The sequence below is a fragment of the Simonsiella muelleri ATCC 29453 genome (assembly GCF_002951835.1).
Classification (GTDB): Bacteria; Pseudomonadota; Gammaproteobacteria; order Burkholderiales; family Neisseriaceae; genus Simonsiella; species Simonsiella muelleri.
Genome location: NZ_CP019448.1, coordinates 916,369 through 931,836, shown reverse-complemented (window position 1 = coordinate 931,836; position 15,468 = coordinate 916,369). Strand labels below are relative to the sequence as shown.

Annotated in this window: 19 protein-coding genes; 14 read left to right on the top strand and 5 right to left on the bottom strand. The window is 42.1% G+C overall.

The window, feature by feature from the left end:
• Positions 1 to 22 precede the first annotated feature (22 nt).
• From BWP33_RS04565 to gmhB, 6 genes are all read left to right on the top strand, one after another.
• A complete protein-coding gene (locus BWP33_RS04565; RefSeq protein WP_002641736.1) occupies positions 23 to 454 on the top strand; it encodes a DUF7832 domain-containing protein in 432 nt (143 codons plus the stop codon).
• Positions 455 to 537: 83 nt separating this feature from the next.
• A complete protein-coding gene (gene rfbB / locus BWP33_RS04560) occupies positions 538 to 1,587 on the top strand; it encodes a dTDP-glucose 4,6-dehydratase (protein WP_040628894.1) in 1,050 nt (349 codons plus the stop codon).
• A gap of 69 nt (positions 1,588 to 1,656) precedes the next feature.
• Complete coding sequence (gene rfbA, locus BWP33_RS04555; RefSeq protein ID WP_002641738.1) at positions 1,657 to 2,523, top strand: glucose-1-phosphate thymidylyltransferase RfbA; 867 nt, start codon at positions 1,657 to 1,659, stop codon at positions 2,521 to 2,523.
• A 23-nt stretch (positions 2,524 to 2,546) separates the two neighbouring features.
• A complete protein-coding gene (gene rfbD / locus BWP33_RS04550) occupies positions 2,547 to 3,428 on the top strand; it encodes a dTDP-4-dehydrorhamnose reductase (RefSeq protein ID WP_002641739.1) in 882 nt (293 codons plus the stop codon).
• Positions 3,429 to 3,447: 19 nt separating this feature from the next.
• Entirely contained in the window at positions 3,448 to 3,990 is a 543-nt protein-coding gene (rfbC, locus tag BWP33_RS04545) for a dTDP-4-dehydrorhamnose 3,5-epimerase (protein ID WP_002641740.1), read from the top strand.
• A 24-nt stretch (positions 3,991 to 4,014) separates the two neighbouring features.
• Positions 4,015 to 4,572: a D-glycero-beta-D-manno-heptose 1,7-bisphosphate 7-phosphatase gene (gene gmhB, locus BWP33_RS04540; protein WP_002641741.1), complete on the top strand. Its 558-nt coding sequence runs from the start codon at positions 4,015 to 4,017 to the stop codon at positions 4,570 to 4,572.
• Between the two features lie 167 nt (positions 4,573 to 4,739).
• Here gmhB and BWP33_RS04530 read toward each other — a convergent pair whose 3' ends face one another.
• The 4 genes from BWP33_RS04530 to rpsO form a co-directional block, all read right to left on the bottom strand.
• A complete protein-coding gene (locus BWP33_RS04530; RefSeq protein WP_002641742.1) occupies positions 4,740 to 5,318 on the bottom strand; it encodes an aminodeoxychorismate/anthranilate synthase component II in 579 nt (192 codons plus the stop codon).
• Between the two features lie 173 nt (positions 5,319 to 5,491).
• Complete coding sequence (locus BWP33_RS04525) at positions 5,492 to 8,161, bottom strand: SEL1-like repeat protein (RefSeq protein ID WP_002641743.1); 2,670 nt, start codon at positions 8,159 to 8,161, stop codon at positions 5,492 to 5,494.
• Between the two features lie 153 nt (positions 8,162 to 8,314).
• Positions 8,315 to 8,854 carry a glutathione peroxidase gene (locus BWP33_RS04520; protein ID WP_002641744.1) on the bottom strand — a complete coding sequence of 180 codons (540 nt, stop codon included), beginning with the start codon at positions 8,852 to 8,854 and terminating at the stop codon, positions 8,315 to 8,317.
• 248 nt (positions 8,855 to 9,102) lie between these two features.
• Positions 9,103 to 9,372, bottom strand: coding sequence for a 30S ribosomal protein S15 (gene rpsO, locus BWP33_RS04515; protein WP_002641745.1), 270 nt, complete (start codon positions 9,370 to 9,372; stop codon positions 9,103 to 9,105).
• A 317-nt stretch (positions 9,373 to 9,689) separates the two neighbouring features.
• On the opposite strand from rpsO, the gene BWP33_RS04505 reads away from it, so the two are divergent.
• From BWP33_RS04505 to BWP33_RS04490, 4 genes are all read left to right on the top strand, one after another.
• Positions 9,690 to 10,013, top strand: a complete 324-nt coding sequence (locus BWP33_RS04505; protein ID WP_002641746.1) for a DUF2185 domain-containing protein — start codon at positions 9,690 to 9,692, stop codon at positions 10,011 to 10,013.
• A gap of 145 nt (positions 10,014 to 10,158) precedes the next feature.
• Positions 10,159 to 10,611, top strand: a complete 453-nt coding sequence (gene ribH, locus BWP33_RS04500; protein WP_002641747.1) for a 6,7-dimethyl-8-ribityllumazine synthase — start codon at positions 10,159 to 10,161, stop codon at positions 10,609 to 10,611.
• A 79-nt stretch (positions 10,612 to 10,690) separates the two neighbouring features.
• Positions 10,691 to 11,161, top strand: coding sequence for a transcription antitermination factor NusB (gene nusB / locus BWP33_RS04495; protein WP_002641748.1), 471 nt, complete (start codon positions 10,691 to 10,693; stop codon positions 11,159 to 11,161).
• A gap of 43 nt (positions 11,162 to 11,204) precedes the next feature.
• Positions 11,205 to 11,651, top strand: a complete 447-nt coding sequence (locus BWP33_RS04490) for a DUF4149 domain-containing protein (protein WP_002641749.1) — start codon at positions 11,205 to 11,207, stop codon at positions 11,649 to 11,651.
• Between the two features lie 68 nt (positions 11,652 to 11,719).
• Here the strand turns inward: BWP33_RS04490 and BWP33_RS04485 are convergent, their stop codons facing one another.
• Entirely contained in the window at positions 11,720 to 12,175 is a 456-nt protein-coding gene (locus BWP33_RS04485; protein ID WP_002641750.1) for a c-type cytochrome, read from the bottom strand.
• Positions 12,176 to 12,292: 117 nt separating this feature from the next.
• Between BWP33_RS04485 and BWP33_RS04480 the strand changes: the two genes are divergently transcribed.
• The 4 genes from BWP33_RS04480 to fabF all read left to right on the top strand — a co-directional run bounded on the left by BWP33_RS04480 (position 12,293) and on the right by fabF (position 15,277).
• The gene (locus tag BWP33_RS04480; protein ID WP_002641751.1) at positions 12,293 to 13,159 is read left to right on the top strand and encodes an SDR family NAD(P)-dependent oxidoreductase; all 867 of its coding nucleotides are present in this window, start codon (positions 12,293 to 12,295) and stop codon (positions 13,157 to 13,159) included.
• A gap of 56 nt (positions 13,160 to 13,215) precedes the next feature.
• On the top strand, positions 13,216 to 13,482 hold the full coding sequence (locus tag BWP33_RS04475; protein WP_002641752.1) for an oxidative damage protection protein: 267 nt from the start codon (positions 13,216 to 13,218) through the stop codon (positions 13,480 to 13,482).
• A 152-nt stretch (positions 13,483 to 13,634) separates the two neighbouring features.
• Positions 13,635 to 13,871 carry an acyl carrier protein gene (gene acpP / locus BWP33_RS04470; RefSeq protein WP_040628898.1) on the top strand — a complete coding sequence of 79 codons (237 nt, stop codon included), beginning with the start codon at positions 13,635 to 13,637 and terminating at the stop codon, positions 13,869 to 13,871.
• 158 nt (positions 13,872 to 14,029) lie between these two features.
• Positions 14,030 to 15,277 carry a beta-ketoacyl-ACP synthase II gene (fabF, locus tag BWP33_RS04465; RefSeq protein ID WP_002641754.1) on the top strand — a complete coding sequence of 416 codons (1,248 nt, stop codon included), beginning with the start codon at positions 14,030 to 14,032 and terminating at the stop codon, positions 15,275 to 15,277.
• The last annotated feature ends 191 nt before the right edge of the window (positions 15,278 to 15,468 follow it).

Sequence of the window (15,468 nt, the reverse complement as noted above, 5' to 3'; positions counted from 1 at the left end):
AAGAAATTCATAGGACACCATTATGCACTACGACCATATTTCTTTTCATCTAGACAATTATCCGCAAGACCTCGCCCCACAGCAAGCCGCACATCATATTGGCTATTATTATGCGTGGGCGGTTTCACAAAATTTACACAGTGAAGCCGCATCACGTTTGCCTACTTTTCATTTGTTAAAAAATGGTTACATTTCAGGAACAACTTTTGTGTTGAGTGAATTAGGTGGTGGTATTGACGAAACGTGTTTCAACGAATTAGGTAACCGTTTCACGCAATATTATTATGAAGACGAAGATGAAGGCTACGGACATTTTATTAACGACTACTTCCAAGCACTTGATTTAGATAGTGAAAGCGGATTCTACCGCACAGCCGATGCACCCGAAATTCAACAAAAATTGAATATTGTGTTTCAGGCTGCCTTTGAGAAATGGCGCAATAGTTTGCAGTAAAAAATTATTATTTGGATTCAAGCCTTTGTAAAATTTTTGATTTTGCAAAGGTTTTAATTTATTTAAGAGAAATGGTTATTTGTATGAAAATTTTAGTAACAGGCGGCGCAGGCTTTATTGGTTCCGCAGTGGTTCGCCACATCATCAACGACACTCAAGACAGCGTGGTTAATGTAGATAAATTAACCTATGCAGGCAATTTGGACAACCTAGCCAGCGTTTCAGGCAGCACGCGCTACGCCTTTGAGCAAGTGGATATTTGCAACCGCGCCGAATTAGACCGCGTATTCACCCAACATCAGCCCAATGCCGTGATGCATCTCGCTGCCGAAAGCCACGTAGACAGAAGCATCAACAGTGCAGGCGAATTTATTCAAACCAATATCATTGGCACATTCACATTATTGGAAGCAGCACGACAATATTGGCAAACAATGCCGCCTGAAAAACAAGCCGCATTCAAATTTCACCACATTTCCACCGATGAAGTGTATGGTGATTTGCATGGAACAGATGATTTATTTACTGAAACAACACCTTATTCACCAAGCAGCCCCTATTCTGCCAGTAAAGCCAGCAGCGACCATTTGGTTCGTGCATGGCTACGCACTTACGGTTTGCCCACGATTGTTACCAATTGTTCTAATAATTATGGTTGCTATCATTTCCCTGAGAAATTGATTCCATTGATGATTTTGAACGCATTAGCGGGTAAACCCTTGCCCGTATACGGCAACGGCTTGCAAATCCGTGACTGGCTGTTTGTAGAAGACCATGCACGCGCCTTGTATCAAGTGATTACACATGGCAAAATTGGCGAAACCTACAACATCGGCGGTTTCAACGAAAAAACCAATATTGATGTAGTAAAAAAAATTTGTGAATTATTAGAAGAGCTTGTGCCAAACAAACCACAAGGCGTGAATCAATATGTGGATTTAATCACCCACGTTACCGACCGTGCAGGGCATGATGTACGCTACGCTATTGATGCGCGAAAAATTGAACGCGAACTCGGCTGGAAACCACAAGAAACTTTTGAAAGTGGCATTCGCAAAACCGTAGAATGGTATTTAGCAAATCGCGATTGGTGCGAGCGCGTGTTGAGTGGCGCATACAGAAAAGCAATTTAGGAGATGTCCTGAAAAATATGCTGATGATTTTCAGGCAGCCTGAAAACCAAATAACACAGGAGAAACAACATGAAAGGTATTATTCTAGCGGGCGGTTCGGGGACGCGTCTGTATCCGATTACGCGTGGCGTGTCTAAACAGCTTTTGCCTGTTTACGATAAACCCATGATTTATTATCCATTATCTGTGCTGATGCTGGCAGGAATTCGCGATGTACTTGTGATTACCACGCCTGAAGACAACGCCGCATTTCAACGTTTATTGGGCGATGGTACGGATTTTGGTATTCACATTCAATACGCGATTCAACCCAGCCCAGACGGTTTGGCGCAGGCGTTTTTGATTGGCGAACAATTTATCGGTAATAATAATGTGTGCTTGGTGTTGGGCGACAATATCTTTTATGGTCAATCATTCACGCAAACTTTGCAGCAAACCGCCAAACGCACATACGGCGCAACCGTATTCGCCTATCAAGTCAAAGACCCCGAACGCTTTGGCGTAGTAGAATTTGATAAAGCTTACAAAGCATTATCTATTGAAGAAAAACCTCAAACGCCAAAATCTAATTGGGCAGTAACGGGTTTGTATTTTTATGATAATCGCGTGGTAGAATTTGCCAAACAAATCAAACCATCTGCACGTGGTGAATTGGAAATTACCGATTTAAATCAAATGTATCTAAACGATGGTAGCCTGAACGTTCAATTATTGGGGCGCGGATTTGCGTGGCTAGACACAGGTACGCATGAAAGTTTGCATGAAGCCTCTGGCTTTGTGAAAACCATTGAACACCTTCAAAATCTGCAAGTGGCGTGCTTGGAGGAAATTGCATGGCGCAACGGTTGGTTGTCGTCCGACAAATTGCGTGAACTTGCCACACCAATGAAAAAAAATGAATACGGGCAATATTTGTTGCGATTGATTGGAGAATGACCAGCCTGAAAATAGGAAAAAATATGAAAAAATACAAATATTTAATTACAGGCGCAAACGGACAAGTTGGCAGCCAATTGGTCGCGCAATTACAAGGCAAAGCAGAAATCCTAGCCACCGACCGCAACGCCCTAGACATCACTGACCGCGCTTCCGTCTTACAAATCGTGAACGAATTTCGCCCCGATGTCATCATCAATGCCGCCGCCTACACAGCTGTGGATAAAGCCGAAAGCGAAGCCAATTTAGCCCACGCCATCAATTGCACAGGTGCGGAAAACTTAGCCATTGCTGCCAATGAAGTTGGCGCAATAATTTTACACATCTCAACCGACTATGTATTTGATGGAAAAGGAGAAAAACCATACCGCGAAACCGACCCAGTCGCACCACAAAGCGTATACGGCAAAACCAAATTAGCAGGCGAATTAGCGGTTCAGGCTGCCTGCGCACGCCACATTATTTTGCGAACCGCGTGGGTATTTAATGAACATGGTAATAATTTCATTAAGACAATGATTCGTTTGGGAAAACAGCGTGATACTTTGGGTATTGTGGGCGACCAATTTGGCAGCCCAACTTACGCTGGCGATATTGCCAACGCACTGATTTTGATTTCAGAACAATTAATGAACAATAATCAAAATTTTGGTGTGTACCATTTTTCAGGCAGCCCTTATGTGTCATGGTTTGAATTTGCGTGTGAAATTTTTACACAAGCACAACAGCAACAAATCTTATCACAACTCCCTGTTTTAAATAAAATTGCCACAGAGGATTATCCCACACCAGCCTTTCGCCCAGCTCATTCGCGTTTGGATTGCGGCAAAATTCAGGCTGTCTTTGGGATTCAACCGAGTGATTGGCAACGTGCTTTAACAGATTTGTCAAAATACAATAACTAATTGATAATTAATTATAAAAATGAATATTATTGAAACAAACATTCCAGAGGTCAAATTATTAGAACCCAAAATTTTTGGCGATGAACGTGGTTTTTTTATGGAAACCTTCCGCGATAATTGGTTTCGTGAACACATCAGCGACTGCACTTTTGTGCAAGAAAATCATTCAAAATCAAATAAAAATGTGTTACGCGGTTTGCATTATCAAACAGCGCATACACAAGGCAAGTTGGTGCGTGTGGTGATTGGCAGCGTATTTGATGTGGCGGTGGATTTGCGCAAATCTTCGCCTACATTTGGCAAATGGTTTGGCACGGTATTATCAGCGGAAAATAAACGCCAGTTGTGGATTCCCGAAGGTTTTGCACATGGATTCTACACGCTTGAAAATAATACAGAATTTGTATACAAATGCACCGATTATTATGACCCAAGCAGCGAACACTCATTATTGTGGAACGACCCAACAATTGGCATTGAATGGAATTTAATTGGTGAACCGAATTTATCCGCCAAAGACATGGCAGGTAAAATTTTAGCTGAAGCTGTTGTTTTTGAATAAATAAAATAATCAGGCTGCCTGAATATGAAATTAATTATCCTAGACCGCGATGGTGTCATCAACCAAGACCGCGATGATTTTGTGAAATCCGCCGATGAATGGCTACCCATTGACGGGAGCATGGACGCGATTGCGTTTCTCACACAGGCTGGCTACACGCTGGCAGTGGCAACCAATCAATCGGGGATTGCGCGGCAATATTTTACAATGCAAACTCTAAATGAAATGCACAGCAAAATGCATAAATTGGTGCGCCAAGCAGGCGGTGAAATCAGTGGAATTTGGTATTGTCCGCATTTAGCTGATCATCAATGCGATTGTCGCAAACCAAAATCGGGCATGATTTTGGATATTTTACAACGATTTAATGCAGAAGCATCAGAAACTTGGTTAGTCGGCGACAGTTTGCGCGATTTGCAAGCAATTGCGAATGTAGGTGGTAAGCCTGTGTTGGTTCGAACAGGTAAGGGAATGAAAACATTAGAAAAAGATAAAGATAGCTTGCCCGAAAATACGCAGATTTTTGATGATTTACTGGCATTTTCACAATTTTTAATTCATTGTGATGATGCGGACGATTGAAAATGGTGTTCGGCAAATGTCTAGGGGGCAATTGACAATTCATTCACAATCAGATTTTGCCCAATTTCAGCGATGGCGACACGAATTTGCGCAGTCGTACGCTATAGTCGTTATTCTAAAAAACTATAACGCACTGTATTTTCATAAACTTTCAAAAAATTTGCATTTTATGATTTAGGCGCAAATTCACTCAAGAAATTTTGTAACATTTCATGACCATATTCCGTCAATAAACCTTCGGGGTGAAATTGCACGCCTTCAATCGCATAATCACGATGACGTATACCCATGATTTCACCATCTTCCGTCCATGCGGTAATCTGCAAATGTTCAGGCAGCGTGTCGCGGTCAATCACCAAACTGTGATAACGCGTACAAACCACAGGATTAGGCAAATCACGAAACACACCACGATTCACATGATGAACAGGTGATGTTTTGCCGTGCATCAATGTTTTGGCACGCACTACCTTGCCACCAAACGCTTCACCAATGGTCTGATGCCCCAAACACACACCCAAAATTGGTAATTTACCTGCGAAATGCTGCATAGCTGCTACGGAAATCCCTGCTTCTTTAGGCGTACAAGGACCGGGCCCAATAACCAAATACTGTGGTTTCAGTGTTTCAATTTCGGCTAATGTGATTTCATCATTGCAATATACTTGCACATCTTGCCCCAATTCGGCGAAATATTGCACGATGTTGTAAGTAAAACTGTCATAATTATCAATGAAAAGCAACATAATTTATCCCAAATAATATTTTAGGCAGCCTGAAACGCAGTCAAAACGCTTTCAGGCTGCCTGAACTTATCGTGAAACAAACGACCACACACCAATATGTACTATTCATACGTTGTGGGCATGGGGCGCTTTGTACCATTTTGACTTTATTCCACTATATCAAATCATCATGATTATGCACGGCGTTTTGCCAATTCATCTAGACCACGTTGTGCATTTTGGTCGCCTTGTTTCACGGCTTCTTGCCACCATTGTTCGGCTAATTCATAGTTTGGCGGAGAACTGTGGAAATACAACCAACCCAAACCATATTGCGCCGCAACCACGCCTTGTTCTGCAGCAGCACGATACCACACAATCGCTTTTTCGTGGTCTTGTTCCACGCCCCAGCCATTGAAATACGCGATGGCTAAATTATTTTGTGCGCCAGAATGACCTTGTTCAGCGGCTTTGGCATACCACGCGGCAGCTTGACGCTGTCCTTCTTCGGTGTCGGTGCTTTGTGCGTACAACAAGCCCAAATTAAATTGAGCATCTGCGTGTCCTTGGTCGGCGGCTTTTTCACACCAATCGGCTGCTTTATCGGTATCTTTTTCCACGCCATTACCATCGGCATACAATAACCCCAAATTATTTTGTGCGCTGGGGTTGCCTTGTTCGGCGGCTTTGGTGTACCACTTAGCGGCTTCGGTGTAATTTTGCACCACGCCTTGACCGCTTTCATAACGCACCCCCAAGTTGTATTGTGCAATGGCGTTACCTTGTTCGGCTGCCAATAAAGTGTATTCTAAAGCTTTTTTGTCGCTTTGTTCCACGCCACGACCATACGCATAAGCCAAACCTAAATTATATTGTGCAATGGCATCACCTTGGTCAGCAGCTTTGGTAAACCATTCAGCTGCTTGGGCATAATCTTGGTTCACACCCTCACCACTGGTATACAGTTCGCCCAAATTATTTTGAGCTTGAACATAGCCCAATTTAGCAGCTTGTGTGTACCAATAAGATGCTTCCACCATATTTTGCATAATACCCAAGCCTTTAGCGTATGCCATACCCAAATTGTATTGTGCAGCAGCATGACCTTGGTCGGCGGCTTTCAAATACCACACAGCAGCTTGACGTTCATCTTGTTCGACGCCCCAACCTTGTGCATACAAAATACCCAAATAATATTGCGCTTCCGCATGACCTTGTTCTGCCAATGCTTTGAATTCATTAAACGCATTATCAAAATCTTGGTTTTGATAACTGGTTAATGCGTGTTGAAATTGTTGTGCTTGTTCTTCTTCGTTGATTTTTGGCTCTTCTTCAACAGGTTCTTCTGTTTCTTCTACGGTTTGCAGCAATGCCGCACCATCAATTACTTCAGCCACTTCGCCATTTTCATTGATAATGGGTTCTTCCACATTTTCAGGCTGCGTGTCCACAATTTCATTTTCGGGATTAACAGGAACATCATCAACCTGTTGATTATTAGGCGAAATACTCTGAAAATCATTCGCAGATTGTGAAGTTTGTGCCACTTCAGACTCAATTACTGCATCATCTGTGGTTTTGAGTGATTGAATGGTTGGTGGCGCACTAGGTTGTACCACAGTGGGTTTCACAGAAGAATTTCCACCATAAGTTACCGTAGGTGAAATGGTGGGGCGAGTATGTGGCGTTGATGTACTATTCACTTGTGCTACTTCAGCATCAAACGCTTGTTGTGCCTGTCCTGCAGCTTGTGCTTGTGCTACTTTGCCATACCAAGCCGATGCTTGCAAATAATCTCGTGCAACACCACGACCTTGCGCATACCATTCTGCCATTTTAATTTGTGCAGGTACATAACCGCGTTGTGCGGCACGTAAAAACCAGTCGGCTGCCTGAACATCATCTTGTTCCACGCCCAAAGCCGAACCATACAATTCGCCCAAACCAAACATCGCCAACGGCATAGAATGTTTGCTGGCCAGTTCACGCACCATTGCCACAGCGTCAGGATAACCTTGCTTAGCGGATTTCATATACCATTCAATTGCTTGCTCATTATCTTGACGCACAGAGTAGCCATATTTATACATACTACCTAAATAATATTGAGCAGCATCATGATTACGATTAGCTAATTTTTCCAGCATATTAAATGCGTTAGCATAATCATTTTGACGATACGCATTTTGTGCTTGTTCAAATAAATTTTCGTTATCATCGTCTTCGCGTTCAGCAGCTTTCATCAACCATTCAGCCGCTGCACGATAATCTTTTTGTACCCCTTCGCCATTGGCAAACATTCTACCCAAACGCACTTGCGCGGGGACAAAATCTTGTTTAGCCGCTAATTCATACCAATCTGCAGCTTGTTGAAAATCCGTTGGTACACCTTTGCCTGCGCTGTACATTTCGCCCAAATGAAATTGCGCGACTGCATCATTTTCTTGCGCCAATTCTTGGAATGTGGACAAGGCAGTATCAAAATCCTCAACTTCATAAGCAGAACACGCTTCATGTAAACGATGCTCGGGTGTTTTATCTTGTTGGTCGGCGGCTTTACTAAACCATTCAGCTGCCTGACGATAATCCATCGGCAAACCCAAACCATTGGCATAAAATTCACCCAATTTGGCTTGTGCAGGGGGATAACCACGCTCTGCGGCTTGACGGAAATAATTGGCAGCCTGAACATAATCTTGGTTCACGCCCAAACCTTGTTCATACATTTTACCCAAATGGAATTGAGCAATAGTGGATTTTTGCTGAGCCGCTTGCAAGAAAATCGGGTGCGCAATGGCATAATTACGTCCATCAAACGCATCTATCGCTTGCTTGAGCTTCGTGGTGATGATAGCGGATTTCATTCAACAGTCCTCAAAATCTAAACATTCGCGCCTGCAACCAACAATGGACGCAACGCAAAAAACAATGCTTAATGGTAACAGAATTTACGCAAATTTAAAAATCTTTCAGGCAGCCTGAAAACAGATTCAGGCTGCCTGAAAAGACTTTGAATATTAAGCTAACAATGCTTTAATTTCATCTTCCAATTCAAAAGGCGTGGTGCTGGGTGCATAACGCGCAACCACTACGCCATCGCGGTTAATCAAAAATTTGGTGAAATTCCATTTCAGGTCATGTTCGCCACGCTCCTCGCCCAACGATGCCAATTTTAACAATAAATCTTTGAATTTTTTGTCGCCTTGGTCTTCGGGTTTTTGTTGTTTCAAATACACATACAACGGGTGGGTGTTGCTGCCGTTGACATCAATTTTTTCAAAAATAGTAAATTCGGTGCCGAACTTAGTTTTACAATTTCGCATATATTCTACTGTATTTTCAGGTGCTTGCTCGCGGAATTGATTGCATGGAAAATCCAAAATTTCAAAACCTTGTTCACGATATTTCGCATACAATGTTTGTAATTCTTTATATTGTGGAGTCAAACCACAACGCGACGCGGTGTTGACCACCAACAATACTTTACCGCGATAATCTTCCAAAGATTTGGGGCTACCATGTGCATCATTCACTGTAAATTGATAAATATTTGGCATGACTTATTTCCTCTTAAATAAAATTTTCCCTTGTATAACAAGAGTATTTTTCAGATTCATTCACATATAAAATATAGTAAATTATAACGTTTTTGTGGTAGTCATGCAATGAAATTTAGGCAGCATAAAAAATTTTTATATACAAAATATATTATTTATTTTATTTAATGAATATATTATGCTGATAGACATAAAAAAAGCAGTCCGAAAGATTTCTTCAGACTGCCTCAATTTAGATTAACGCAAAATTATTTACGCAGACCCAAACGTGTAATCACATTACGATAAGCTTCTGCATCAGTGCGGCGCAAATACGCCAACAAACGACGACGCGCACTCACCATTTTCAATAAACCACGACGACTGTGTACGTCTTTTGGGTTTGCTTTAAAATGTGGTGTCAAGTCATTGATACGGAAAGTTAATAATGCAATTTGCACTTCAGAAGAGCCAGTATCGCCTTCTTTACGTTGGAAATCCTTAACGATTTGCGCTTTTTGTTCTACGGTCAGAGCCATTGTGAAAAGTCCTAAAAAATAAAAGCCTTACGGCAGACAAGTTTACCAAGTAGCATGCTACCCCGCGTAAACTCCGAAATTTGGTTCAATAAAATGCAGTATTTGGCATACCACAAAAAATTTAGTTTCCCTTAAAAATAAAATTTTTAAAGAAAACCAAATTCACTCTTTTCCCTTGATTTAAATAAGAAAATACCCTCTTTAAACCAAGAAATTTGAGTGCGACATTATGCCATAAGTTTTTGTATTTTGCATGGGATTTTTTCAGTTTTTTGGGAAAAATGTCGTATAATTCGCTTTTTTGTGGAAAAAATGTTATGAATCCTTTTGCACAAGCCCTTTGCGCTGCCATGGAATTTGCCATTGTAAGCCGCCAAGTCTCTGATGATGGTGAACCCGTTGGCTTTTTGTATCGCGAAGCAGCAGCGTTTGAACAAGACAGCGGTTGGCGCATTTTCAGTGGCGCAGAAGACGATGATTTTGCTGATAATACTGATAATTTTGATACAGTATTATTAAGCGAAATCCTAAACGCCAATCCCGAAATCGCCCCCTTAATGCATGAAGCCGAAGGCGCGTGGGAATGGAACGACGAAACCGAACAATTTGTCGTTGTTGCTGACTGGCAACCCCAAGATTAACAAGGTAAATTTAAATTGCAATGCAACTACTTTGCTCTCGTTATCACTTTTATTTAATTCACCATCATTTTAATCAACTACTCAGCCGAAATCGTTTTTCAGGCTGCCTGAAAATATTTTTATATTTTAAATTCAAGGAATTAATATGAAAACCATCACACCCAATTTAAATGGTCAAAATTTGAAAATCGGCATCGTTCAAGCGCGTTTTACCAACGAAATCGGTAGCGCAATGGTGGAAGTAGCGCGTCAAAAACTCATCTCCATGGGCGTAGCGGACAACGACATCACATTGGTTACGGTGGCTGGTGCATTAGAAGTGCCTTTGGCATTGCAACAACTGGCACTCAGCGAAGAATTTGACGCATTGATTGCATTTGGCGCGGTGATTCGTGGCGAAACATATCATTTTGAATTGGTTGCAAATGAATCTGGTGCTGGCGTGTCGCGCGTTGGCTTGGATTTCAATATCCCCATCGCCAACGCCATTTTGACCACCGAAAATGATGAACAAGCACATGCTCGCATTCAAGAAAAAGCCACTGATGCTGCTGTGGTTGCTGTGGAAATGGCAAATTTATTGCGTACTTTAATCTAATAATTTTACAGTATTTTAAATTTAAAACACCATAAATCACATTTTCAGGCTGCCTGAAAACCCAACACGAAAGAATCATATGACTGAAAAAAAATTACACAAATCACCACGTCGCCGTGCGCGTGAATTTGTGGTGCAAGCCTTGTATCAAGCAGCTTTAAATCAAAAACCTGCGCCCGAAATCGCCAATTTTTTGCGCGAACACACCGATTTTAAACGCGCCGATGCCGAATTATTTGACGCGTTGTTTTTTGGTACAAATGCCAATCAACGTGCTTATATGATGTTGATTCGTCCGCATTTGGATCGCGATGAAAAGCTGATTAATCCGATTGAACGCGCCATTTTGTTGATGGCAACCCACGAATTAAAGACCATGCCCGAAACACCACATGCAGTCGTTATTAATGAAGCCATTGAAGTTACTAAGACTTTTGGCGGCACCGACAGCCACAAATTTGTCAACAGTATTTTGGACAAATTAGCGGTGGAAATTCGCGAAAATTTGCAAGCAGAACAAGCCGAATCATCTGATGATTCAAACGCCTAAATCATGATTTCAGGCTGCCTGAAAACCAGTTAAGGATATATTAATGAAACGAGTAGCTGCGTTATTAATGAGCGTGTGGTTGGGAGTACAAATTGGCGTGGGTTATGTGGTTGCGCCGATTTTATTTGCAAATTTGGAAAAAATGCAAGCTGGGCAATTGGCTGGTGAATTATTCCATATTGTTCATTATTTAGGATTATTTGCTTGGGGTTGGGCGTTTATGGCTGTTGGACGCACTTCAGCATGGGAACATGGCAGCGCAAACAAACACACCCGCAAATGGATTGGTCTTTTATTAGTTTTGATATTAATAAGTGAATTTTTATTCGCCCCCACCATCGCTGCGCTGAAAAATAACCAAACACCATTTTTGGTCAACTGGTTTGGCGGCACATTCCAAACGTGGCACGGTGTCTCCAGCATCACTTATTTACTGGAAACGGTGTTGGGTTTGGGCATTTTGGTCAAATTATTGCGCTTATCCGATTGATTGAATTAAAAAACTTTCAGACTACCTATTTTTCAGGCAGCTTGAAAATTTTTTATTTTACAATTCAGTTACTTAGCAACACGAAATGATTCATGGCACGCTTTACAATTTGCGCCCACATCACCCACAGCTACCTTAATGTCATCTAATTTGCCCGTTTGCGCAACTGTGTTTAATTTATCCACTGCCGCAAAAAATTTGTCTTGTTGTGCTTTAAATTCAGCAGGTTTTTGCCAAATCACAGGCAACGCATCGCCATTACCATTTGGGTCATTTTGAAAATATTCAAATGGTTCACGCGCTTCTTTGGCAAATTGTGCGGCTTTGGCTTTAAACGCTTCGGGTTCAAAAGCCATGTCGCCATTTGCCATTTTTCGCATATCGGAAAAAGTGGGCATAAATGATTTGAATGCAGTGGTACGGCTATCGGAAATATTGCCTTTTGCGCCCCCCTGCTCGCCGCCTGCTCCCGAAGAACACGCCGCCAATAAAGCTGTCAGAATAAGTAAAGTGATTTTGTTCATGAGAAAAATTACCTTAAAATGAAAAATGGTGTGAATCGTGTTATGATAATTTGAGTTTCTGCCGTATTTCAGGCAGCCTGAATATTATCATGATTAATTTTTTAAGGAGATTTTATCATGGCAATTTTAATCACGGGTGCATCATCAGGTTTTGGTGCAGCAATGGCAACAGCTTTTGTACAAGCGGGTTATTTGGTAATTGGCACGGCACGGCGTACCGAAAAATTGGCAGATTTACACGCCAAACTCGGCGATCGTTTTCAGCCCATTACCATGGATATGACCAGTAAAGATGACATTCAAGCTGCCTTAGCCCACATTCAAACGCTGCCCGAATATTTCCGCGAAATTGATTGTTTGATTAATAACGCAGGTTTGGCATTGGGTTTAGACCGCGCAGACCAAGCCGATTTTACCGATTGGGAAACCATGATTCAGACCAATATTATTGGTTTAACTTATCTAACACGCCAAATTTTGCCCAAAATGGTGGAAAACAAACGTGGTTACATCATTAATATGGGTTCTATCGCGGGTAATTATCCCTATGCAGGCAGCAATGTATACGGCGCAACCAAAGCCTATGTTCGTCAATTCAGTTTGAATTTACGCGCCGATTTGCATGGCACAGGTGTACGCGTAACCAATATTGAACCAGGATTGGTTGAGGGTTCAGAATTCTCCAATGTGCGCTTCAAAGGCGACGATAAACGCGCCGCCCAATTATATGAGTACGCCAACGCACTCACCAGCGAAGACATCGCTCAAACTGCGTTGTGGCTCTACCAACGCCCAGCACACATGAACGTCAACACCATTGAATTAATGCCAACCACACAATCTTGGGCAGGTATGCAAGTGTACAAAGACACACCACCTCCGCCACCACCAGTTGTTGAACCCAAACCCGCCGATTTTGCTCCCCAACCTGCACCACAAGAGGAATCAGGGTTCTTCAGCAAAATCACATCATTATTTAAATAATTTTTCAGGCTGCCTGAAATTTGCTAACATCATCTTTTTCTGTCAAAGGACACATCATGACTCGCATGGTCAATTGCATCAAATTGGGCAAAGAAGCTGTTGGATTAAAATTTCCACCGCTACCGAATGAATTAGGCAAACGCATTTTTGAAAACGTATCGCAAGAAGCGTGGGACGCATGGAAACGCCATCAAACCATGCTCATTAATGAAAACCGTTTGTCATTGGCCGACCCACGCGCACGCGAATATTTGGCACAACAAATGGAAAATTATTTCTTCGGCGAAGGTGCAGATCAAGTGCAAGGTTATGTACCAAAATAAACCACATTTTCAGGCTGCCTGAAACAAGATTTAACAATATTTTGCGCGAAACGCTACCAAATTCGCCGAAAAACGGATAGAATTCACCTATTCTATATTTAGGTGGCATACTCTAAATGTCATCTCCTATTCTCTTATTTTAAGGATAAATTATTATGTCAATTGAACAACAAGTTAAAGATATCGTCGCTGAACAATTGGGCGTTTCTATTGATGAAGTAAAAAACGAATCTTCTTTCCAAGATGATTTGGGCGCAGATTCTTTGGATACCGTAGAATTGGTAATGGCTTTGGAAGAAGCATTCGGTTGCGAAATCCCTGACGAAGATGCAGAAAAAATCACAACTGTTCAAGCTGCGATTGATTATGTAAACGCTAAACAAGCCTAATTCATAATTTATGCGTCCACAGCCTCTGATTAACGGCTCATGCTGTCAATCAGAGGTTTTTTTCTAGACAAATTTTTTTAGGTTAATTTATCTAATTTTCAGGCAGCCTGAAAATCAGTTACCCAATCACTCCATTATTTTAATTAAAGAGAAACATCATGAATCAAAGACGTGTAGTCATCACAGGCTTAGGGCAAATTTCCCCCGTAGGTAATAATGTGGAAACCGCATGGCAAAATCTGCTCGCTGGCAAAAGTGGTATTGGCAAAATCACCAAATTTGATGCATCAGAATTAACATGCCAAATTGCAGGCGAAGTAAAAGACTTTGATATAACACAATATTTACCCCCAAAAGACGCTCGCCGAATGGATACATTCATTCATTACGGCATCGCTGGCGCACTGCAAGCCATCACAGATGCCAAATTGGACGAATTCACCGAATTAGACAAAGACCGCGTAGGCGTGAACATCGGCTCGGGCGTGGGTGGTTTGCCTTTGATTGAAGACACAGCGCGTGGCGTAGTCGCACATGGCGGACGCAAAATTAACCCATTTTTTATCCCTGGTTGCCTGATTAATTTAATTTCGGGACACGTTACCATCTTAAAAGGCTATCGCGGACACAATTACGGCATCGTATCAGCATGTGCATCTGGCACACACGCCATTGGCGAATCTGCACGTTTAATCAAATACGGCGATGTGGACGTGATGATTGCAGGTGGTGCAGAAAGCGCGGTTTGCACGTTGGGCATTGGTGGATTTGCGGCCATGAAAGCCTTATCCACACGCAATGACGACCCCGAAATCGCATCACGTCCTTGGGACAAAGACCGCGATGGCTTTGTGATGGGCGAAGGCGCGGGGATTTTGGTATTGGAAGAATTAGAACATGCCAAACGCCGTCATGCGAAAATTTACGCGGAATTGGTTGGATTTGGTGCAAGTTCAGATGCATATCACATCACTGCACCCAACGCAGAAGGCCCAGCTTTAGCATTGTCTCGCGCCATCAAAGACAGCGGTTTACCCGTTAGCGAAATCAATTATGTAAACGCACACGGCACATCGACCCCATTGGGCGATGCCAATGAAACCAACGCCACTAAATCCGTATTTGGCGAACACGCAAAAAAATTAGTCGTGAGTTCAACCAAATCCATGACTGGACATTTGCTCGGTGCAGCAGGTGGAGTGGAGGCAGTCTACAGCGTTTTGGCAATCCGTGACCAAATCGTCCCACCAACGATTAATTTGGTGAACCAAGATTTTGATGCAGGTTGTGATTTGGATTATTGCGCCAACGAAGCGCGTAAATTGACAATCAACGCGGTTGCCAGCAATTCATTTGGTTTTGGTGGCACAAATGGCACATTGGTATTCAAACGTTTTGATGATTGAATACAGGATCTTAAACAAGAGGCAACGAGGTAAAAAGTGTATCTTGTAAGGTGTGAAAATACAGATAAAACTTTTTTGCTCTCGTTGCCAACGATGCAAGTATAAACAAAATATGTTTAGTGCTTAATTTTTAGGTATCATACTTTCGAAGTATCACCAAATCGTTTTACAATATTTTAAAGGATACGTTA

Coding starts and splice junctions, on each gene's coding strand:
- BWP33_RS04485 (WP_002641750.1), bottom strand. CDS start 12,175: ATGAACAAAATCACTTTACTTATTCTGACAGCTTTATTGGCGGCGTGT.
- BWP33_RS04520 (WP_002641744.1), bottom strand. CDS start 8,854: ATGCCAAATATTTATCAATTTACAGTGAATGATGCACATGGTAGCCCC.
- fabF (WP_002641754.1), top strand. CDS start 14,030: ATGAATCAAAGACGTGTAGTCATCACAGGCTTAGGGCAAATTTCCCCC.
- BWP33_RS04475 (WP_002641752.1), top strand. CDS start 13,216: ATGACTCGCATGGTCAATTGCATCAAATTGGGCAAAGAAGCTGTTGGA.
- gmhB (WP_002641741.1), top strand. CDS start 4,015: ATGAAATTAATTATCCTAGACCGCGATGGTGTCATCAACCAAGACCGC.
- BWP33_RS04565 (WP_002641736.1), top strand. CDS start 23: ATGCACTACGACCATATTTCTTTTCATCTAGACAATTATCCGCAAGAC.
- rfbB (WP_040628894.1), top strand. CDS start 538: ATGAAAATTTTAGTAACAGGCGGCGCAGGCTTTATTGGTTCCGCAGTG.
- BWP33_RS04490 (WP_002641749.1), top strand. CDS start 11,205: ATGAAACGAGTAGCTGCGTTATTAATGAGCGTGTGGTTGGGAGTACAA.
- nusB (WP_002641748.1), top strand. CDS start 10,691: ATGACTGAAAAAAAATTACACAAATCACCACGTCGCCGTGCGCGTGAA.
- ribH (WP_002641747.1), top strand. CDS start 10,159: ATGAAAACCATCACACCCAATTTAAATGGTCAAAATTTGAAAATCGGC.
- rfbD (WP_002641739.1), top strand. CDS start 2,547: ATGAAAAAATACAAATATTTAATTACAGGCGCAAACGGACAAGTTGGC.
- rpsO (WP_002641745.1), bottom strand. CDS start 9,372: ATGGCTCTGACCGTAGAACAAAAAGCGCAAATCGTTAAGGATTTCCAA.
- BWP33_RS04525 (WP_002641743.1), bottom strand. CDS start 8,161: ATGAAATCCGCTATCATCACCACGAAGCTCAAGCAAGCGATAGATGCG.
- BWP33_RS04530 (WP_002641742.1), bottom strand. CDS start 5,318: ATGTTGCTTTTCATTGATAATTATGACAGTTTTACTTACAACATCGTG.
- BWP33_RS04480 (WP_002641751.1), top strand. CDS start 12,293: ATGGCAATTTTAATCACGGGTGCATCATCAGGTTTTGGTGCAGCAATG.
- rfbA (WP_002641738.1), top strand. CDS start 1,657: ATGAAAGGTATTATTCTAGCGGGCGGTTCGGGGACGCGTCTGTATCCG.
- rfbC (WP_002641740.1), top strand. CDS start 3,448: ATGAATATTATTGAAACAAACATTCCAGAGGTCAAATTATTAGAACCC.
- BWP33_RS04505 (WP_002641746.1), top strand. CDS start 9,690: ATGAATCCTTTTGCACAAGCCCTTTGCGCTGCCATGGAATTTGCCATT.